Raw genomic sequence first — 19,791 nt, 5'->3', positions numbered from 1 at the left:
GGCCGTCAGGGTCTTGGCTGCGGGGCATGGTGGCTTCTTCGGTCGCATGGGAATGCAGGGACCGAGGGGCAGCGCACAACACGTTGCATAGGGCCTCATCGTCTAACCCCCCTCGTGGTCGACCAGCCGCTGTGCGGGATGAGTCCTCAAGGCCGGCCACGAGGGCGGATGCCGAAACACGATGTGTCGCAGCAGTGCTAGGACGAGCCGCGCGCCATCGCTGACACGGCCGAGAGCATCCCCGCGCCGCCGGGCTGCTCGATGACTGTCCGCTCGGTGTCCGCGCCCAGGTAGCCGGTCTCCTCGCTGGTGAACACCGCGCGCACCAACTCGGCCACGACGACGTCCCGCGCGGCGTCGCTGACGACGGCCGCCTGCATGAGCCCGAACGTGTTCAGCGCGTTCTCCCGGCGCTTGTTGAGGACCTCCAGGTGCATGTTGACCCGGTAGTTCCTCGCGCAGAACGCGACGGCGAAGCCCGCGATCGAGAGCAGCGCAAGGCGACCGACCGTGTTCCGGGCGACCTCGATCCACTGCTCCGACGTGTCGGTGGCCGTATAGTCGGGCGGGGCCACGAACAGGAAGATGACCGTCAGGGCCGTGAGCACGATGGCGGCGACGGCCCCCGCCACGAGGAACGTCCGCGCTGACGTTGCGTGCCCCTGCGCCTGGGCCTTGTAGAAGCCCGCGAGGTCCTCGGAGGCCGTCGCCGCGCTGTTCTGCGCGAGGGCAGTCCGCTGCTTCGCCAACTCCTCCTGGTCCTGGTGGAGGCTCACGAGCATCGCCGCCGCGCTGGCGAGGACCTGCCGCATCTCGGCCTCGTCGGTCCGCACGATCGGCCTCAGGCGCTCGATGACCTGGTTTCGCAGGTTCTCGGCCTGCCGCTGGAACGCCGCGCGCTGGTCGAGGGGGTTCGGCGTCTGCTCCCCGTACTGCGTCATGCCGTTGACCAACTCGTCGATCTGGTTGGCGAAGTTGGCGCTCAGGATCTCGCCGCGAACGCCCTGGGTGATCTCGTCAGGGCTCAGGGACTCGCCCGCCTCCAGATCCCTGCGCACGAGCCGGAGCAGGGCGACAACGTTGCGGAGGTTGTGCACGCCCATGATGTCGGCGTCGAGGCCGTCCAGCGTCTCGTCGCTCAACTTCTCGATGAGCCCGGCGAACTCCCCCATCAGCATCCTCCAGTTCGGGTCCCCAGCATCCCCGATGGTGGCACACGGCGCGGAAGGCGTTGCGGCGCATCGAGGTTCCGAGCACGCGCGAGCGGCGGGAGGGCGGCGGCCAGCTCCGAGCAAGCCGAGGCACTCGCTGGTCGAGGTAGTCATACCGCTGAACCCCTCGCGACCCGGCTGGCTACTCTTCGTCCGCCCCGGCGACGCCCTCCGCAGACCCCTGGACCATCTCCAACGCGGGCCGGTACATGAACGGCACCCAGTAGTCGCTGAGTCGCGGCTCGAAGAAGCCGATGACCACCAGTTGCTCGGCGATCCTTGTGGCCTCGGCGTCCGACACCCCCCAAACCGATGCCAGGCTCGCCGCGTTCTGCCGCGTCTTCTGGCCCTCCAGCCTCTCGATGGAGGGGCGCAGAGTCGGCTGCTCCGCGTACAGCGTCTGGGTGAGGCGGACCTTCGAGACCGTCGGCAGCGCCTCCTTGAACGCCTGCCGGTCGAAGACGGTCTCCTCCTCGGGGGCCGCCTGACCGGTCTCAAACCGGTTGAGTTGGCTGTTCCGGGTCTCCGACAGCAGATGGATCAACTCGCGGGGCGCGTTTCGGCCGGTCCCGTCCTTCGTGCGCGATAGGCACCAGTCGAGGGTCGACGGTTTCTTGCTGCCCTGGTCGATCTGCGGCGGGAACACCCGATAGAAGAACGCCCTCTGGCGCTCGATGTCGGACAGGACCTCCCCCTGGTCCACGCCGTAGTGGGACCGCAGGTCGGCGCTGCGCAGAAGGCGCTGGACCGCCAGGCGCAGGAGCGTGTTCTCGTTCCAGTCGATGCGCAGGTCACGAGTGATGTGGCTGGCCTCCCGGAAGCCGTCCTTTGTGATTGCCTCCCAGATGTCCGACCGGAGGAAGATCTTCAGGTGGACCTTGTTCCGCGGCTCAAGGTCGCGGTACACGCGGAACAGCGCGCGTAGGGCATTGGCCTCAAGTTCGGGCGAGTCGGCGAAGGCGATGTCGAGCCGGTCCAGCAGGATCCACATGGAGGTCCCGGCCTCGTCGAGCGCCTCCTGGGCCAGGTCGAACAGTTCGTCGACGAAGAGCGCCCCACCCCGTCGCTCCTCACTGGTGGGCTCGGCGAAGGTAATCTTCGGGGTAACCACGGGCGCACCTGAGTTGGGGTCGATTGTCATCGTCGCCTCGACCGACGCGGGGCGGAAGAGGAACTTCACGTAGTCCATGGCCGCGCGCACCAGTTGGCGGCGGGGGGCCGCGCTCGGCGGCAGCAGGCCCGCCTCGCTGAGTTTCGCGCTCAGCTTCTGCGCTGAGTCGCTCCTGAGGTCGTACTGCGCCAGAGCCTGCGCGATGATCGTCAGGAAGTAGATCTTCCACAGCCCGATGAACTCGGCCTCAGACGTCGGCGGAGCCGTCTCTACCTCGGCGAAGGCGGTCCCGCCGCTCGGATTCTCGGCAGTCGCGAGGAGGATGCCGCGGTCGAAGAAGTCGCCCTCGCGGGACATGAGCATCGAGTAGATCGCACTCTTGCCCCCTCCCTTGGGCGCGAAGATCACGTCTGCCTCGCCGTGGTACACCTTGCGCCAGTTCTCGGTCTCGACGAAGTACGACGACAGGTCGTCCCGCTCATCCTCCGCAATCCGCGAACCCATCGTGATGGACTGCACGACTTGCTGTGGGTCCATTCCGCTCCCCCTGACCGACCGAACTCCGCGTGCGTAAGTCCTACCAGACGGCGACGTCAGGCAGCAGTTGTGCCGGGGCCGTACCGAGGCATGCTGAGTCGTCTCCTGCCGGGGGGAGTCGTCATCGGGCAAGTCTGAGGCGGTGCGGCTGTCGGCCGAGCCTCGATCCGGCGCAAGGCCTCTCGGCGAGTGCGTCACCGCACCCCATCAGCGGTGGCGGCGGGCCAACAGGCCGAGGGTGTTGCGCGCAACGAAACCGGCCGAGGTCCTGAGCACGCGCGAGCACGCGAGCGGCGGGGGGCCGCGGGCCTCTCCAGCAGGAGTCGACGCCGTCAGGCGCTCGGCGTGGTCCGCGAGATGAAGTCCTGCGCTCGCCGCTCGCCTCGGTAGCGCTCGGCCACGACGCGCCGCAGCTCGCCTGCCACCATGCCGAGCGACGGTAGCGATCGGCGTTCGGCACAGAGCGCTGCGTCGCCGTGCGCGATAGCCGCATCGAGGTCGCCCTCTCGCGCCGCGACCACCCCTAGCGTGAGCCGCGCCTCGGTGACGCGCATCGGTGACAGCACACGGCCCGAGTGATCGAGACCGGCCAGGATCACCTCATTTGCGAGGCCGGCGGCCAGGCGGTCGTCGCCGGCCATGCGGTAGCAGTCCATGGCATAGAAGTCGAACTTCATGGGGTCGACGACGAAGTGGTTGCGGACGTCGTCCGGGTACGGCAGCGCATCGAGCAGGTCCCGCCCCTTGTCGAGGGCGCGCTGCGTCTCCTCACGTCGGCCCATGCGCGCCCAGGCCTTCGCCTCTTGGGCGTACAGCTGCACCCCGGCGCTCTCCCCCGCGGCATTGGCCAGCCCCTGCCGTGCGGCCGCGATGGTGCCGCGCAGATCGTTGGACGTGAGCGCGAACCACGCGCGCATCTCGAACGCCCAGCCCGTGAGGGCTGCGTGGCCGATCTCCTGCCCGATGCGCTGGGCGGCCTTGCGGGTCGTCTCGGCCGCGGCCCGGTCGCCCAGGTCGTACTCCAGGCAGCCCACGAGCAGGGCCAGCCAGCCGGCGACCTCCAGCGACTCGGACTTGTCGCGCAGACTCAGCCGACCGTCCTGCAAGTGCACCACTCGGCGCAGCCAGTCACGGCCCTCCACAATGAGTGCACCCGCCGGCCGCGCTGCGTAGTCGCAACACAGGCGCTCGACGGTGGCGCGCAGGCCGTCCAGGGTCGCGCGGTCGACGTCGGAGCCGTCGAGGCGCGCGAGCAGGTCCAGCGTCGAGGCACCACCGGCCAGGAGGGCTGAACCGACGGCCGGGCGCGGCGGGAACAGACTGGCCGTCGCGACGCCCAACGCGGCCGCCACGTGCGGGCGGTAGACGGCGCTGGGCTGGTTGTCACCGCGCTCCCATGCCTTCCACCGACGCAGCAGGCTGTCGGGCTCAGCCATCGGTCGACCGGCGTGCCGTTGCATGGCTTCGACAGCCTGCGCCTGCGTCAGTCCGTACGCCTCTCGCAGCGCCCTCATGCGGCGCCCCGAATCAGCCGTCATGCAGCAGCCCCCCTAGCTCGTTGGTGACAGTGTTACCGGGAGGGTGTCACCTCGGTAGCACCCAAGGTGTCACTGATGGAAAGCGTTGCGCGCCACCAGGGTTGAGGCATGGCCTCACGACCCCGACCCGGAGCGGCGTTCGAGCCGCTTGACCCGGCGCTCAAGCTTGACGAGCTGCTCGCGCAGCTCGTCGAGGTCGGCACCGCCGACCGCATCGCGGCCGCCGTCGAGCACGGTGGTACCGCGCCCGTGTTGCACCTCGACGAGCCCTTCGCGAGCGAGCACGGCCAGCGCGCTGCGCACCGTGCCCGCCGCGACGCCGAACTGCTCCCCCAACTTGGTGACCGCCGGAAGGCGCGAGCCGACCGCGAACTCACCCGCCGCGATCGAGGCCCGCAGCTGGGCCGCCACTCGCAGGTACGGCGGATCTGACCGCCCGTCTCCACTCTTCACGCGCCCAGCCTACGGATCGGCAAAGCTTCTGACTCAACTCATTCAAGTCAGTTGACTGAGTTGCCTGACTCTTCTACATTCGCAACACCCACCGAGAGGAGAGCATCAATGCCCAGCAACATCGCCAGGCAGCACCTGGCCCACGAGCTGGACGCCGTCTTCGACGCCGTCCTGGACGCGACCGTGCTCGACGGCTTGGACCGTCGCAGCGCGGCCGACGTGCAGCTGGTCCGCCGACAGCTGGACCACCTGGAGACGTTCGTTCGCGCGGCCCGCGAGGACCTACCAGTGCCGTTCGTCATCGCGCCGACCGAGCGGAGGACGGCATGACGTCCGCGCAGCTCACGCCAGCCGAGCGCTGGGCCGCCTACTGGCGTGAGGTCGGCAATGAGGAGTGGCTCGCGGCGCGCGAGCTGATCGAGCTGTGCCCGCGGCTGTGGTCGTTGTTCGCCGGCTACATCGAGGCCACGGGCGAGCGGCCGGCGGGGTGGTGGCTGGACTGGCCAGCCGCGTGCGCGTACGGCCTGGACGAGGCGGGCCTGTCCGGTGGCGAGCACCGGCTGGCCCAGGTGGTCGCGGGCCTGGTGCTCGATGACCACCCGGTCCGGCTGTACCCGCTGAGCATCACCGGCTCCTGGAGTCGGGAAAAGTGGCGGGTGCTCGTGGAGTGGGGCACGGACGGCGAGCTGACCGTCACCCCCGGTCCAGGCCAGAGCCAAGCCCGTCGCGCTCGCACCGACCGGGCCACGTCAACCACCAGCCCCCGCACAACCACCGTGAACACCTTCGACACCGACCGTGGAGGTCTGTGATGCCGACTGTCGTCGTCCTGCTGCTGTGCATGTCCATCGGGATCGTGCTCGGCCTCAAGCACAAGAAGCTCAATGCCGGCGCGTTCGTGCTGTGCACCGCGTTCGGGCTGCTGCTGGGTGGCACCCCGATCGGGCACTCGGCCAACCAGGCCATCACCTCGGCCGGGACCGCCGTCGTCCAGGGCGTGGCGGGGGTACTTCGATGACCCGGACGACAGCGCCCCGCAGGTCATCGACGGCCGCGCGCACCTGGCCGCTGTGGCTGCTCGCCGCACCGGCGGCGGTGGCCATCTGGGGCGGCTGGGTGCAGCTGGCCGGCCTGGCCGGCTTCGGCCTGGTCCAGCCACTGCCCGGCCTGGTCGACGGTCTGCGGATCGACTCCCGGATCACCCTGCCAGTGGGCATGGAAGCCTACGCCGCACTCGCGCTGCGGTCCTGGCTGGACCAGCGGGCACCCGCGCCGGCTCGCCGGTTCGCGCGGACCTCGGCGCTGGTCGCGCTGGGGCTGGGCGCGGCCGGTCAGGTCGCCTACCACCTGATGGCGGCCGCCGGCGTCACCCGCGCCCCCTGGCCCGTCACCGCCCTGGTCGCATGCCTGCCCGTCGCCGTCCTCGGCATGGGCGCAGCCCTGGCCCATCTGCTGCGCGCCCACGAGCCACCCGAGTCCACCGAGCAGGCCGAGGCGGTTGCGCCGGCCGCGCGGCCGCCGGAGTGGGTGAGCGTGGGGCCGCCGACCGGCCCCCCACCGGCCACACCGTCCAGGCCGGTCAGGCCATCCAGACCGTCGAAGCCGTTCAGGGCCAGGGCCGCTGCCGCAGGGGGCAGCGACCCACACGAGCGCAGCACGGTGGCCGACGGGGTGGACACCCGCGCCCGGGTCGCCGCGCTGCTCAACGATCAGCCGGCCGCCAGTCCGGCGCAGGTGGCCGCGCGGCTGCAGGTGTCGGCGCGCACCGCCCGCCGGCACGTCGCCGCCCTGCGGGACGCCGCCGCCACCACTCAGACCAGCCAGCAGCCCGACCAGCAGCCCGACCACGAGGAGGAGCTCGGCCGCGTGCGCGGTGTCGAGCTGGAGAGGACGTCGGCATGAGCGAGCACCAGCACCCTGAGGTCCCGGAGGACTTCAACGCCCGACGGGCGGAGGACGAGCTGTTCGCCCGCCTCGAGGCAGACCTCGACGCCCACGGCCCCACCCACCGTGCGGGCGGCGGGGCCGCAGGCGATCCGGACCGGGCCATCGACGACCTGGTCGACGCCGAGCCCGTCGACGCTGAGGTGGTCGACCTGGACGAGCACCGCCGGCGGCCCGTCGACCCGGGCGACCCGGGCGACTCCGCTGACCCGGGCGATCCGATCGACGCTGACGCCTCAGGCACGCCAGTGCGGGCCACTGGACGGGCTCGGCGACGGCCAGGAGCGGTGGAGGCTGGGCCGGTGCTTCGCCGGTTCGCCGGTGGCCGGCGTGACGTGCTGCCGGTGTGGGCGCGGGACTGGGCCTCGATGGGGTCGGCGGCGCGGTGGGCGGTTGGGTCGGTGTGGCATGCGGTGTGCTTCCACACCGTCCGGGTGCCGCTGTACTGGTGCCGGCTGACCGGCCGCGCGCCGGTCGGCGCGGCCCGGCTGCTGGCCCGCTGGGGCCGGTGGGCGTGGGACGTCGAGGGCCGCGAGATGCGCGTCGCGATGACCACCCAGACCCGTGGCCGGACCGCCGCCCTGGTCCAAGCCGCCCGCAGCGGCGCGGGCCTCAGCGGGGCCGCGTCGACCGGCATGGCCGGTGGGTTCGCCGGCGGGTTCGCGGGTGGCGCTGTGCTGGGTGACTCGCGATTGGACACTGAGATGTTCCTGCGGGTCACCCAGCACCACCGCGCAACGGTGCGGACACGGCTGCTGCTGTCCTTGGTGGCCGTGGCCGCCGGCGCGCCGTTCACGGTGGCCATGGCCGCCGGGTTGGCCGGGGTCGCGCAGGTCCTGGCCGTGGCCATCGTGCTGCCGCTGCTCGGGCTGGCCGGCCGCTCGGCCGACCGGCCGGTCACGATCCGGGCGACTGACTCGGCGGCCATCCCCCGCCTGACCGCCGAGCTGATCGAGACGGCCCTGGGGGCATTGGGCATCGCCGAGCTGAACAAGGGCCTCAAGGCCGGCGGGGAGGCCGCGGTGCGCTTCCCCGGGCCGATCACCCGGGACGGGCCGGGCTGGCGCGCCGACGTCGACCTGCCGCCTGGGGTGACCGCCGGAGACGTGATCGAGCGCCGCGACCGCCTCGCGTCTGGGCTGCGCCGGCCGCTGGGCTGCGTGTGGCCAGAGGTCGACGCCGACGCCCACGCCGGCCGCCTGGTGCTGTGGGTCGGTGACCGGCCCCTGTCCGGCGGCCAGCCCGTCACCTGGCCGCTGGCCGGCACCGGACGCGGCAGGCAGGGCACCGCGGTGAACGTGTTCGACCCGGTGCCGATCGGGGTGGACCAGCGGCACCGCCCGGTGACCGTGACGCTGATGTTCGCGGCCGGGATCATCGGTGCGGTGCCGCGGATGGGCAAGACGTTCCTGCTGCGCCTGCTGCTGCTGGCCGCGTCCTTGGACCCGCGGGTCGAGCTGCACGTGTACGACCTCAAGGGCGGCGGGGACGCCCTGCCGCTGGCGGCGGTCGCGCACCGGCACCGGGTCGGTGACGAACCCGAGGACATCGACTACCTGCGCGCCGACCTGCGCGAGCTGCACACCAACATGCGGGCCCGCTACAAGACCATCCGGTCACTACCCCACGAGGTGTGCCCGGAGTCCAAGGTCACCGACGCGCTCGCCTCCCGCCGCGAGCTGGGCCTGCACCCGGTGCTGCTGGCCATGGACGAGTGTCAGATCGCGTTCGAGCACCCCGAGCACGGCAAACAGATCACCGAGCTGGTCACCGACCTGGTCAAACGCGGACCGGCCGTCGGGATCATGGTGTGGTGCGCCACCCAGCGCCCCGACGCCAAGTCGCTGCCGACCGGGATCAGCGCGAACGCGGTGCTGCGGCTATGCCTGCGGGTGATGGGCCAGCTGGAGAACGACATGGTGCTGGGCACCTCGATGTACAAGGCCGGGGTGCGCGCCACCATGCTGTCCCGCCGCGACCTGGGCGTGGCGATCCTGGCCGGTGAGGGCGACGACCCGCTGATCGTGCGCACCGCCTACGTCGACAGCCCCACCGCCGCGCTGGTCGCCACCCGAGCCCGCGCCGCCCGCCTGGCCGCCGGCCTGCTGACCGGGCACGCCGCCGGCCTCGACCAGACCGACCCCCTGGACCAGGACGTCAGCGTCCTGGAACACCTGCTGAACGTCTGGCCGGCCGGCTCGGGCCGGGTGTGGTCCGACGACCTGGCCGGGCTGTTGGCCACCACCTACCCGGGCCGCTACGACGGGTGGACCGGCGAGCAGGTCACCGCCGCCGTCAAACCACACGGCATCACCACCCGCCAGATCAAACGCCGCCGCGACGGCGAACAGATCAACAAACGCGGCCTGGACCGCGAGGAGGTCAGCGCCGCCCACCACACCACCACCGGCACCAGCGACCCCGGCGGACCGCCCGTCGACCAACCGCCCGTCTACCAGCCACACGTCGACCAGCCACACGTCGACCAGCAGGCCATCGACCAGCAGGCCATCGACAAGCAGGCCATCGACAAGCAGGCCATCGACAAGCAGGGCGGCGAATGAGACCACTCGGCCGGCGAGGTAGCAGCCGGTCCCGCGGGCACCGCTACCGGTAGCGGGTCCGCTACCACCCGGAAACCCGCTCTGACCTGCGCGGTAGCGCGGTAGCACCCCACCGCCACACCCGCCGAAACCCCACCCACACAACGGTTCCGAGCCCACCACGGGCCGCTACCGCTACCCCCTCACGCCCTCAACCAGGCCAGATCACCCTCGACAAAGGAGCACCACACCCATGTCGACCACCGACACCCACACCACCCGCAGCACCGCCAGCTCGACCGCCAGCTCGACCGCCAGCTCGACCGCCAGCTCGACCGCCAGCTCGACCAGGAGCTCGTCGATGCGGTCGTCGATGAGGTCGGCCGCCGACTACGGCGAGCAGCTGCTCGCCGCTGCGCTGGAGTACGCCGGCCGAGGCTGGCACGTCTTGCCGCTGCGCCCGGGCGACAAGCGACCCGCCGTGCCCGACCACCCCGCCACGAGCTGCGCGACGCCGGCCGGACCGGGCGGCCCGAACCGTGACCCGCGCTGCCACGCCGGGCACGTCGGCTGGCAGCAGCGCGCCACCACCGACCCCGACCGGATCACCCGCGCCTGGTCCAGCCCCGCGCCACGCGGCGGCTGGTACGGCGTCGCCATCGCCACCGGCCCGTCCCGGCTGCTGGTCATCGACACCGACACCCCCAAGGACGGCCAGCATCCGCCGGCCCGATGGCAGCTGCCCGGCGTGGTCGACGGCGAGGACGTGCTGGCTTACCTCGCCGACGAGGCCCGGGCCGCCATCCCAGAGACGTACACGGTGCGCACCCGCTCCGGTGGCCTGCACCGCTACTACCTCCTACCCGATCTCGACGACGAGAGCCAGCGGCTCGCGAACACCAGCGGGGCGATCGGGTGGCTGATCGACACCCGAGCCGCCGGCGGGTACGTCGTGGCCGCGCCCACGACGATCGACCGCCGCCGGTACGCCGTCCTCGACGACCGGGCGGCGTCGGCGCTGCCGTGCTGGCTGCACGTGCAGCTGCGTCAGGTGAGCAGCACCAGACGTCCGGACCAGACGGCGACCGTTCGGCCGGCGTTCGACATCCTCGGCGCGTCACCGGCCGGCCCGGCAGTAGGCGAGGTCACCCGGTACGCGGCGGCCGCCGTCGCCGGAGAGGTCCAGCGAGTCCAGGCTGCTCAGCCGGGCCGGCGCAACCACGAGCTGTTCGTCGCCGCACTCGCCCTCGGCCAGCTCGTCGGCGGCAACGCCCTCAACCACGCCCAGGCCGTCCAGGTCCTCCTGGACGCCGTCGCCGGCCACGTCGGCGCGGGCGCGTTCACCGCCGCCGAGGCGCTGGGGACCATCCGGTCCGGCATGAGCAAAGGACAGGCCGAACCCCGCCGCATCAGGACCGGGAGCGCGGCATGACCAACTCCAGCCGGCCGAGCAGCAGGCAGCCCCACACCAGCTCGAACCCCTCAACCCCGACGACCCAGGGAGCCAGCGTGACCCACCCCGACGACGCCACCACTCAGACCGAAAGCGTGACCCAGCCCGGCGTGCTGCGCCCGCAGCTGGTGGCCGCCCCCGACCCCGTCGAGGTCGATCAGCTCGTCGACGTCGACGGCGCGGCCCTGCTGGATGACATCGGCCGGGCGGTCACTAGGTACGTCGTGCTGCCCTCACCTGAGGCGCTGGTCGCCGTGGTGTTGTGGATCGCCGCCACTCACGCTGTGCCGGCCTGGAACTGCGCCGCCCGGCTGGTCATCCGCGCCGTGGAGAAGCGATGCGGCAAGTCCCGGCTACTGGACCTGGTCGAGGCCCTGTGCCACCGGCCCCTGATGACCACCAACGCCAGCCCCTCGGCGGTCTACCGGTCCATCGGGATGTCCCCGAAGGACCCGCCGACCCTGCTCATCGACGAGGCCGACGCGATCTTCGGTCCCAAGGCCGGCGACAACGAGGACCTGCGCGGCCTGCTCAACGCGGGCCACCAGCGCGGCCGGCCCACCCTGCGCTACGACGCCGGCACCAGGTCCGTGGACCGGATCGAGACCTTCGCCATGGCCGCGCTGGCCGGGATCGGGCGGATGCCCGACACCATCGAGGACCGCGCCGCCGTCATCAAGATGAAGCGCCGCGCCCCCCACGAGGAGGTGCAGCCCTACCGGGTGCGCCGCGACGGCCCGCAGCTGCGCGACCTCAAGGACCGGCTGAACCAGTGGGTCCGCGCCCACCTGGACGAGTTGACCGCCGCCGTGCCCGCGATGCCCGTCGAAGACCGCGCCGCCGACACCTGGGAACCCCTGGTGGCGATCGCCGACGTCGCCGGCGGGCACTGGCCGGCCCGCGCCCGCACCGCCGTCCTGGCCCTGACCACAAACGCCGAGGAAGCCTCCGAGGTGTCCCTGTCGGTCCGACTGCTGATGGACGTGCGCGACATCCTCGGCCCCGGCGTCGGCATGAAGTCCACCGACCTGGTCGACCGGCTCAAGCTCGACGACGAAGCCCCCTGGTCCAGCCTGAACGGGTCCGGGATCACCGTGCGCGTCCTGGCCCAGATGCTCGGCAAGTACGGCGTCTACTCCACCCGCCGCACCTGGGAAGACGGCACCGTCGCCCGCGGCTACCTGCGCGAGGAGTTCCTCGACACCTGGATGCGCTACTGCCCCGCCCCCACCGACCCCGCCGACCCGGCAGGCCCGGCAGGCGCGGCAGGGCCGGGAGATCCGTCACAAGTGTCACAAGTGGCAAACCGCAGGTCAGCGCCTGACACTTATGCGCCGCTTGCCACTTCAAGTGGCAAACCGGCATCAAGTGTCAGCGGTCTGACCAGGCCTTTGCCACTTGTGACACTTGATGACGGACCCCCCTCCTGGACCTGCCACGGATGCGGCCAGCCCCTCGCCCTCGACGACGGCACCCACCTGCACCCCACCTGCACCGACCCGGAGGACGGCCGATGACCATGCCCGCCCAGCCCACCCGGCTGCTCTACCGGGTCGACGACGCCGCCGAACTGCTCAGCCTGTCCCGAACCGTCGTCTTCGACCTCATCCGCACCCGCCGGCTCCGGTCCGTCCAGGAGGGACGCACGCGCCTGATCCCGGCCTCCGCGCTCGTCGAGTACGTCGCCCAACTCGAGCAGGAGGCCGCCTGATGGCAGGTGACAGCGACCGCCCGCGCCGGGCCAGGGGTGAGGGCACCTGCTACTTCGAGCAGGCCCGCAGCCGCTGGGTGGCCGAGGCCAACTTGGGGTTCGACGCCAGGGGCAAGCCCGACCGCGTGCGCCGAACGGGCAAGAGCAAGTCGGCCGCCCTCGCCAGCCTGAAGAAGGCGCTGAAGGCTCGCGAGGACGGCGACGACGTCGGACCGGTCGACTACCGCGTACGCGACGCTCTGGCGGACTGGCTGCGCTTCGGACTGCCCCGGGCCGACAAGTCGACGGTGGCGAAGTGCAAGAGCTTGTGCCGCGTCCACATCGAGCCCGCGCTCGGCAAGCGGCGGTTGCGCGAGCTGACGAGCAAGGACGTCGAGCGTTGGCTGGAGGCCACGGCGACCGTGCTCGCGACCAGCTCACTGCGCCACGCGCACAGCTGCCTGAACCGCGCCGTGAAGCACGCCATGAAGCACGACCTGGTGCGCCGCAACGTTGTCGAGCTGTGCGAGATCCCGAACGGAAGACCGGGGCGGCCGTCGAAGGCGCTCACCGCCGCGCAAGCCGAGGCCGTGCTCAGGGCCGCTCGCGGCTCGCAGCTGCACGAGTACATCGTCGTGTCGCTGCTCACGGGTGCTCGGACCGAGGAGATGCGCGAACTGCGCTGGTCGCACGTCGACCTGGTGGGCCGCCCGAAGGCCGACCCGCCGGTGCCGCCGCACATGCTCGTGTGGCGGTCGGTGCGAGCCAGCGGCGACACGAAGACGCGCAAATCCCGACGGACGCTGGCACTGCCGGGCCGCTGTGTCGATGTGCTCACGGTCCTGCGGGCGCGCCGGCGCGCGGCCGGCCAGCCATGCAGCGGCGAGGCGTTCGTATTCGCGACCTCGCTCGGCACGGGGCTGGACGCCGCGAACGTGCGCCGCGCGTTCCGGGCCGCGATCACGGGCGCGCCGGGCATCAAGGCGAAGGAGTGGACGCCGCGCGAGCTGCGACACAGTTTCGTGTCGTTGTTGTCTGACAACGGCGTGCCGCTGGAGACCATCTCGCGCCTGGTCGGGCACCGAAACACCACAACGACCGAGCTGGTCTACCGCAAGCAGATCCGGCCCGTGATCGACGACGGGGCGGTGGCCATGGACGGCATCTTCGGTCGCGACGAACCGCCGGAATCGGACGGGGGAAGTGCGGCGTAGACCCCCTGATCAACCCCCTGATGCGAATCGGCCCCCACCAGGTAATGCGGTGAGGGCCGATCTCGTGCTCAGAATCCTGGGTGGAGCTGAGGGGACTCGAACCCCTGACCCCTTCCATGCCATGGAAGTGCGCTACCAGCTGCGCCACAGCCCCGTTCACCCCGTAGGGCTCGCCAAGTTTAGCCTGACCACCGGCGGGTCTTCCAAATCGGGGTCAGGACTCGTCGCCGACGACGTCCTCGGGCAGCGAGAAAGCGTTGTGCTCGCTCAGCACCCAACGTCCCGCGACCAGCTCGTCCAGCACGGTCCAGTGGCAGTTGCCGACACCGGACACGACCGGCCAGTGCTCGCGAGGCACCCCGAGCAGGGTCTGCACGCCGTTGCTGATCGAGCCGCCGTGCGTCACCACGACCAGCAGCTGCCCCGGCTGGACCCGCCCGACGTGCTCACGCACCGCCTCGGCGACCCGCTGGCCGAGTTCGACCCGGGTCTCGCCGTCGCCGCCTGGCCGGACGTCCTCGCCGGACCGCCAGGCCCGGCGCAGCTCCGGCGTGGCGGCGTCGATCTCGCTGGCCACCAGACCCTGCCAGGACCCGGCGTAGACCTCGCGCAGGCGCTGGTCGGTGGCGACGTCCAGGCCGGTTCGCTGCGCCAGCGCAGCGGCGGTGTCCTGCGCACGGCGCAGGTCGGAGGACACGATCGCGGACGGCGAGAGCCGGGCCAGGTGCTTGGCGGCCCGGTCGGCCTGGCGGCGGCCGACGTCGTCCAGGTCGATGTCCGTCTGGCCCTGGAACCGGCCGGCGGCGTTCCACGAGGTCTGCCCGTGCCGCAGCAGCAGCACCTGGCGCCCGGAACTCACTCGCTCGACCGCTTCCGGCCGCGCGCCTCCTCTGGCAGTTCGATGAGCGGGCAGTCCTTCCACAGCCGCTCGAGCGCGTAGTACGTGCGCTCCTCGTCGTGCTGCACATGCACCACGACGTCCGCATAGTCGAGCAGCACCCACCGGCCGTCCCGCTCGCCCTCGCGGCGCAGCGGCTTGGCGTCGACGGCGCGCAGCGCCTCTTCCACCGCGTCGACGATGGCGTTGACCTGCCGGTCGTTCGGCGCCGAGGCAACCAGGAACGCGTCGGTGATGAAGAGCTGGTCGCTCACGTCGATCGCCACGACGTCGGTGGCGAGCTTGTCCGCGGCCGCGTGTGCTGCGGCGAGCACGAGCTCGCGAGCGCGTTCGGAGGCTGGCACCGGTACTCCTTGCAAGGATGAAGACGCGACCGGGCCCGGTCGCGCACGGCCCCTAGCCTCTCATGATCCGGGCGGGGTCAGTCGCGACGGAAGTCCGCACCCAGGATGACGACGAGGTCGGCGACGGACGGCGAGGAGTCGGAGATCCGAAGCGCCGAGTCCGACAGGCCGAGCGCCCGCGCGACCGAGAGCCCCTTGGCGCGCTGCTCCGAGGAGCTGTCCGGGATCAGCACCACGGTCTGCGCCACGCCGAACCCGTCCACGTTGCCGCCGCCCATGTACTTCAGGCCGGCGGCAACCAGCTTCGAGCGGGCCGAGTCGCCCAGCCCGGGCGCGCCGTTGCCGTTCTGCACCAGGACCGTCAGGCGTCCACCGGCCGGGACCGGGATCGCGGCACCCGCCAGCCGGGCACTGACCAGCTTGGCCGCTGCGGCGTCGTCCAGCCCGTAGGCCGTCACGTCGCCACCGGTGTCGATGTCGCGTACCGGCAGCACGGTCGAGGGGAGTGCATCGCTGGCCGCCGCCTCGCGCAGACCACCGGTCACGGCCAGCACTGCCTGGAGCACGTCAGCCTTCGGCGCGTTGGGGAGGCCGACCAGGAAGGCTCGCCGCTGGTTGTCGTCCTGCGGCAGAGCCGTCAGCAGCGCCGTGACGACCCGCTCCTGGCGGGCCAGCCGAGATGCCTCCGGCTCGTCGCCGACGAGAAGCTGCGCGTACGCGGCGGCCTGCGAGCCGTTGAGCTTCACGTGTGGGCCGGCGCTCACGATGATCGCGGCGCCCTCAGCGGGCCCCTTCGCGACGTCGACATCGACGTCCACGGTCACCCCGCCGACACTGTCCACCAGGGTGGCCAGGGCCGAGCTGTCCAGCACCCAGGTGCCGGCGACGCGGATGTCCAGGGCGTCGGCGACCGCCGCGCCCGGCGCGGAGGCGCCGGGCGCCAGGGAGCGCGAGACGGGCATCCGGCCGGCGCCGGGCACGTCGAGCAGCAGCTGGCTGGGCACGAGCACCTGCTCGGCCCCGCCAGGTCCGCTGGCCAGCAAGGAGATGCCGGTGAGCTGGCCGCCGGAGGCCAGACCGAGCGCGACGACCTGCTGGGTCGGCGCCGCCGAGGTGGCGGCCGCGTCTTGTCCCGAGTCGCCCCCGCCGTGCGTGACGACGACGATCGAGCCGGCGAGGGTGGCGACGGCCGCGACGGTCGCCATCGCGACGGCGACCACGCGGCGCCGCTTGCTGCGCCGGCGGGCGCCGCGCTGCGAGCGCGCCACCGAGGGCAGCAGGTCGGGAAGCCCGGGCGACGTGCGATGGGCGGGGACCGGCGGGTCGGTCCGGATCGGCTGGGTCGACTCCTCGGGCTCGACGGCCTCGGGCTCGACGGCCTCGGGCTCGACGGGCTCGGGCTCGACGGCTGGCTCCGCCGGGGCTAGCGGCTCGTACCGGCGGCCCAGCACTCGGCTCAGCTCGTCCTCGAGCTGGTTGAGCACCGGCGGGGTGATCCAGGGGTCCGGCTGCCAGGTGTTCGAGGTCTGCGCGGCCTCGATCGCCCGGCGGCGGGCCATCCGGGTCGGGTACGTCACGCGGTCGACCCGCTCCACGACCCACTCGGGCACGTCGGCCAGGGCGATTCCGCCCGTCTGTGGGACGAGCTCTCCCGACTGCTCCAGGGCAGCGTCGGGCGCGGCACCGCGCTGGTCGGCCGCGGCGCCCCGAGGGCTGCCGTCGGAGTCCGACAGGTCACGGTGCCAGGGACGGTCGGTGTCGTCGCTGGAGACGAGCAGATCTGCCACGATCTATCTCTCGGCAGATTCACCCGTTCGGTAGAGCCTATATTTTCCGATGAACTGCACGACGCCGTCCGGAACCAGGTACCAGACCGGTTCGCCGGTCCGCACGCGCTCTCGGCAGGCTGTGGACGAAATGGCCATAGCGGGCACCTCGAGCAGGCTCACGCGGGCCGTGGGCAGCCCCGCCCCGCTCAGTTCGTGCCCAGGGCGGGTCACGCCGACGAACTGTGCGAGCTCGAAGAGCTCGTCCACCTCTTTCCAGGACAGGATCTCGGCCAGCGCGTCCGCCCCCGTGATGAAGAACAGGTCGGCGTCCGGGTACTCGTGACGAAGGTCACGCAGCGTGTCGATCGTGTACGTGGGACCCGGACGGTCGACGTCCACCCGGCTGACGGTGAAACCAGGGTTGGACGCGGTCGCGATGACCGTCATGAGGTAGCGCAGCTCAGAGGTGCTGACCGCTCGGTCGCCCTTCTGCCAGGGCTGGCCGGTCGGCACGAACACGACCTGGTCGAGCCCGAAGACGCTGGCCACCTCGCTGGCGGCGACGAGGTGCCCGTGGTGAATGGGGTCGAAGGTGCCGCCCATCACCCCGAGCCGGCGCCGACCGCCGTCCTGCACCACCGCTCGCCCGCGGCTCAGTGGTGCTTGTTGGAGTTGCCCCGGAACGTCCAGACCAGGCCCAGCAGCGCGACGAACGTGGTGATCGCGATCACGCCGTACATGATCGGAGGCAAAGGCAGCTCCGTGTGGTGCTCGGGCGTCGTTGCGGCCAGAAGCAGGGCCTGCGACATCAGGGGCTCCTTCGTCAATGCGCTCGGCGGTACGCCGCTCGCCAACAGTTTGGCAGACGTCAGGTTCTGCGCGAACGCGGCACCACCGACGCTACGGTGTGCGCCAACCGTCCTAGGGTGGGAGCCCCCACCGCCGAGTGAAGCGAAGGCCGTGACGTGACCCCGCCTGCCACGCCCCTGCTGAGCGTCGTCGTGCCCGCGTACAACGAGGCAGAGGTGCTGACGATGTTCGTGGACCGGCTGCGTCCGGTGCTCGACGGGATCGGTGAGAGCTACGAGGTGCTGGTCGTCGACGACGGCAGCACGGACGCGACGCCGGCCTTGCTGGAGCGGATCCGGCGGGAGTGGCCACAGACTCGGGTGGTCCGACTGCGCGCCAACAGCGGCCACCAGGCAGCCCTGTCCGCCGGCCTCGCCCGGGCCCGCGGGGACTGGGTGGCCAGCATCGACGCCGATCTGCAGGACCCGCCCGAGACGATCCCCAAGATGCTCGCGCAGGCCCGTGGCCAGCTGGTGGACGTGGTCTACGGAGTGCGGACCGACCGTAGGACCGACTCGATGTTCAAGCGCAACACCGCCGACCTGTTCTACCGGGTGATGGGACGCATGGTGACCAGCAGCGGCCCCTCCCACGCCGGCGACTTCCGGCTGATGAGCCGGGCCACGGTGGATGCCGTCAACCTGCTACCCGAGCACCACCGGGTGCTGCGACTGGTCGTGCCGGCCCTGGGCTTCCCCAGTGACAACGTGGGCTACGAGCGCAACGTGCGGGCGGCCGGCAAGTCCAAGTACCCGTTCGTGAAGATGCTGCGCCTAAGTGTCGATTCGATCACCGGTTTCACCACGGCACCCCTGCGGCTGGCGACGTGGTTCGGCATCGTCGGCGGACTGACGGCTCTGCTGCTGCTGCTGTTCGCCTTCGTCTCGTTCCTGACCGGCCACACCGCCCCCGGCTGGACGTCCACCTTCGTCGTCGTGTCTGCGGTCGGTGCCGTCCAGCTGCTCTGCCTGGGCATGCTGGGCGAGTACGTCGGCCGGATCTACACCCAGCTGCAAGGTCGGCCGTCCTACTTCGTGGCCTACGACTCGCTCGCCCCCGAGGGCCCACCCGGCGGCCCGGCCAGGGTCGCCGGCGACGACGACGCTCAGGGGCGCCGGGCGGACACCAGCAGCGAGACCCCCGGCAGCGAGCGCACCGGCAGGTAGCGCTCGGCAGTGATCACCGCGCGAAGGCCGTGGTTGACGAACGACGGCATGTCCTGCAGGTCGCTGCCCGAGCTCGACCGGCGACGCAGTGCCACCACCGGACGCAGCAGCACGTTCCAGGAGCGGACCGGTCCGGGGGTGAAACCGTTGCGCACCAACAGGGACGTCAGCGTTGGGCGGGTGTAGCGCCGCACGTGGCCGACCGCCTCGTCGTGCGCCGACCAGAGCCTGGGGTCGCACGGTACGGCCACGAAGAAGTGCCCACCGGGACGCAGCACCCGCCGTACGTCGCGCACCGCGCTGTCGTCGTCCTCGATGTGCTCGAGGACGTCGAAGGCCACGACCAGGTCCAAGCTGCCGTCCGCCACCGGCAGCGCGGTCGCGTCACCGCGCACGGTGGCCAGGCCGCGCTCGAGGGCGACGCCGGCGCCCTCCTCGCCGTACTCCAGAGCGGTCGCGCGCCAACCGTGGTCACGCAGGACGCGGGTGTTGCCGCCACCCGCAGCGCCGACGTCCAGAGCGACCCCGGGACGGACGCCGCGCAGCTCGCGCGCCAGCAGCTCCCTTCGCTCGCGGTACCACCAGTGCGCGTCCTCGAGCTCGGCCAGCTTGCGAACCTCTGTTGCCTCCACGGGAGCCCATCCTGCCAGCCGGCCAGCTTGCGGAGCGAACGCAGGTCGGTGATCCGGGCAGGGTCAGGCGGTGCCGGTCAGCTCCGGCGGCGCAACGCAACGCCAGGAGTCCTGGACCACCTCGGTCAGTGCCGGGAGGCCGATCTGCGGCAGCCTGACCAGCACGATCGGGTAGCCGTCGTAGTGCGACTCGGTGAAGAACACCGTGGGGTCGCTGCTGATCAGGGCCGCCTTGTCCTGCTGGTCGGGAACGCGAACGGCCAGCACCTCGGGTCGCGGCACCTTCGTCTTCTTCGGGTGCACCCGCTCGCGCCAGGTCCAGACGAACTGCTTGCCGGCGACCAGGAACAGCGGGTCCCCCTCGACCTGGGTGGTCTGCGGCAGTGCCATCGCGATCGAGCGCAGCTCCTCGAAAGTCGCCACGGTTCCTCCTCGATCC

20 protein-coding genes, 1 tRNA gene and 1 pseudogene are annotated in these 19,791 nt (G+C 71.5%); 10 read left to right on the top strand and 12 right to left on the bottom strand.

The features are described 5' to 3' along the window. Positions 1-197 precede the first annotated feature (197 nt). The 4 genes from ACPPVT_RS07325 to ACPPVT_RS07310 all read right to left on the bottom strand — a co-directional run bounded on the left by ACPPVT_RS07325 (position 198) and on the right by ACPPVT_RS07310 (position 4,850). Complete coding sequence (locus tag ACPPVT_RS07325; protein ID WP_426566347.1) at positions 198-1,172, bottom strand: hypothetical protein; 975 nt, start codon at positions 1,170-1,172, stop codon at positions 198-200. 181 nt (positions 1,173-1,353) lie between these two features. Beyond that, on the bottom strand, positions 1,354-2,859 hold the full coding sequence (locus ACPPVT_RS07320; protein WP_426566346.1) for a P-loop ATPase, Sll1717 family: 1,506 nt from the start codon (positions 2,857-2,859) through the stop codon (positions 1,354-1,356). A gap of 332 nt (positions 2,860-3,191) precedes the next feature. After that, positions 3,192-4,295, bottom strand: a complete 1,104-nt coding sequence (locus tag ACPPVT_RS07315) for an XRE family transcriptional regulator (RefSeq protein ID WP_426566345.1) — start codon at positions 4,293-4,295, stop codon at positions 3,192-3,194. Between the two features lie 216 nt (positions 4,296-4,511). Continuing rightward, entirely contained in the window at positions 4,512-4,850 is a 339-nt protein-coding gene (locus ACPPVT_RS07310) for a GntR family transcriptional regulator (RefSeq protein WP_426566344.1), read from the bottom strand. 108 nt (positions 4,851-4,958) lie between these two features. Between ACPPVT_RS07310 and ACPPVT_RS07305 the strand changes: the two genes are divergently transcribed. The 9 genes and pseudogenes from ACPPVT_RS07305 (at position 4,959) to ACPPVT_RS07265 (ending at position 13,694) form a co-directional block, all read left to right on the top strand. After that, positions 4,959-5,180, top strand: coding sequence for a hypothetical protein (locus tag ACPPVT_RS07305; RefSeq protein WP_426566343.1), 222 nt, complete (start codon positions 4,959-4,961; stop codon positions 5,178-5,180). After that, positions 5,177-5,662 carry a hypothetical protein gene (locus ACPPVT_RS07300; RefSeq protein WP_426566342.1) on the top strand — a complete coding sequence of 162 codons (486 nt, stop codon included), beginning with the start codon at positions 5,177-5,179 and terminating at the stop codon, positions 5,660-5,662. Before ACPPVT_RS07305 ends, ACPPVT_RS07300 begins: the two co-directional genes overlap by 4 nt. Further along, complete coding sequence (locus tag ACPPVT_RS07295; RefSeq protein ID WP_426566341.1) at positions 5,662-5,868, top strand: hypothetical protein; 207 nt, start codon at positions 5,662-5,664, stop codon at positions 5,866-5,868. The genes ACPPVT_RS07300 and ACPPVT_RS07295 overlap by 1 nt, the downstream gene beginning before the upstream one ends. After that, a pseudogene (locus tag ACPPVT_RS07290) lies at positions 5,856-6,317 on the top strand (ABC transporter permease); the annotation flags it as partial. The gene ACPPVT_RS07295 and the pseudogene ACPPVT_RS07290, both read left to right, overlap by 13 nt. A 431-nt stretch (positions 6,318-6,748) precedes the next feature. After that, on the top strand, positions 6,749-9,358 hold the full coding sequence (locus tag ACPPVT_RS07285) for a cell division protein FtsK (protein WP_426566340.1): 2,610 nt from the start codon (positions 6,749-6,751) through the stop codon (positions 9,356-9,358). A gap of 232 nt (positions 9,359-9,590) precedes the next feature. Next, a complete protein-coding gene (locus ACPPVT_RS07280) occupies positions 9,591-10,769 on the top strand; it encodes a bifunctional DNA primase/polymerase (protein WP_426566339.1) in 1,179 nt (392 codons plus the stop codon). A gap of 149 nt (positions 10,770-10,918) precedes the next feature. Continuing rightward, the gene (locus tag ACPPVT_RS07275) at positions 10,919-12,307 is read left to right on the top strand and encodes a DUF3631 domain-containing protein (protein WP_426567084.1); all 1,389 of its coding nucleotides are present in this window, start codon (positions 10,919-10,921) and stop codon (positions 12,305-12,307) included. After that, complete coding sequence (locus ACPPVT_RS07270) at positions 12,304-12,501, top strand: helix-turn-helix domain-containing protein (RefSeq protein ID WP_426566338.1); 198 nt, start codon at positions 12,304-12,306, stop codon at positions 12,499-12,501. The genes ACPPVT_RS07275 and ACPPVT_RS07270 overlap by 4 nt, the downstream gene beginning before the upstream one ends. Further along, positions 12,501-13,694 (top strand): tyrosine-type recombinase/integrase, encoded by a 1,194-nt coding sequence (locus tag ACPPVT_RS07265; protein ID WP_426566337.1) that lies wholly within the window; start codon positions 12,501-12,503, stop codon positions 13,692-13,694. Before ACPPVT_RS07270 ends, ACPPVT_RS07265 begins: the two co-directional genes overlap by 1 nt. Positions 13,695-13,775: 81 nt before the next feature. On the opposite strand, the gene ACPPVT_RS07260 is transcribed toward ACPPVT_RS07265, so the two are convergent. From ACPPVT_RS07260 to ACPPVT_RS07235, 6 genes are all read right to left on the bottom strand, one after another. After that, positions 13,776-13,848, bottom strand: a tRNA-Ala gene (locus ACPPVT_RS07260). Between the two features lie 60 nt (positions 13,849-13,908). Then, on the bottom strand, positions 13,909-14,553 hold the full coding sequence (locus tag ACPPVT_RS07255) for a histidine phosphatase family protein (RefSeq protein ID WP_426566336.1): 645 nt from the start codon (positions 14,551-14,553) through the stop codon (positions 13,909-13,911). Beyond that, complete coding sequence (rsfS, locus tag ACPPVT_RS07250; RefSeq protein ID WP_426566335.1) at positions 14,550-14,936, bottom strand: ribosome silencing factor; 387 nt, start codon at positions 14,934-14,936, stop codon at positions 14,550-14,552. Before rsfS ends, ACPPVT_RS07255 begins: the two co-directional genes overlap by 4 nt. 77 nt (positions 14,937-15,013) lie before the next feature. Then, positions 15,014-16,723: an LCP family protein gene (locus tag ACPPVT_RS07245; protein ID WP_426566334.1), complete on the bottom strand. Its 1,710-nt coding sequence runs from the start codon at positions 16,721-16,723 to the stop codon at positions 15,014-15,016. Positions 16,724-16,726: 3 nt separating this feature from the next. Beyond that, positions 16,727-17,308, bottom strand: a complete 582-nt coding sequence (gene nadD / locus ACPPVT_RS07240) for a nicotinate-nucleotide adenylyltransferase (protein WP_426567083.1) — start codon at positions 17,306-17,308, stop codon at positions 16,727-16,729. A gap of 50 nt (positions 17,309-17,358) precedes the next feature. Continuing rightward, a complete protein-coding gene (locus ACPPVT_RS07235; protein ID WP_426566333.1) occupies positions 17,359-17,514 on the bottom strand; it encodes a hypothetical protein in 156 nt (51 codons plus the stop codon). Between the two features lie 225 nt (positions 17,515-17,739). Here ACPPVT_RS07235 and ACPPVT_RS07230 point away from each other — a divergent pair, with 225 nt between their 5' ends. Next, positions 17,740-18,720 carry a glycosyltransferase family 2 protein gene (locus tag ACPPVT_RS07230; protein WP_426567082.1) on the top strand — a complete coding sequence of 327 codons (981 nt, stop codon included), beginning with the start codon at positions 17,740-17,742 and terminating at the stop codon, positions 18,718-18,720. Here the strand turns inward: ACPPVT_RS07230 and ACPPVT_RS07225 are convergent. Both ACPPVT_RS07225 and ACPPVT_RS07220 read right to left on the bottom strand, forming a co-directional pair. Beyond that, positions 18,660-19,352 carry a class I SAM-dependent methyltransferase gene (locus ACPPVT_RS07225; RefSeq protein WP_426566332.1) on the bottom strand — a complete coding sequence of 231 codons (693 nt, stop codon included), beginning with the start codon at positions 19,350-19,352 and terminating at the stop codon, positions 18,660-18,662. The genes ACPPVT_RS07230 and ACPPVT_RS07225 overlap by 61 nt on opposite strands. A 63-nt stretch (positions 19,353-19,415) precedes the next feature. After that, a complete protein-coding gene (locus tag ACPPVT_RS07220; RefSeq protein ID WP_426566331.1) occupies positions 19,416-19,775 on the bottom strand; it encodes an MmcQ/YjbR family DNA-binding protein in 360 nt (119 codons plus the stop codon). Between the last annotated feature and the right edge of the window lie 16 nt (positions 19,776-19,791).

The organism is Angustibacter sp. McL0619 (assembly GCF_049994355.1).
GTDB lineage: Bacteria > Actinomycetota > Actinomycetes > Actinomycetales > Angustibacteraceae > Angustibacter.
This window is presented reverse-complemented; position numbering and strand designations above follow the sequence as displayed.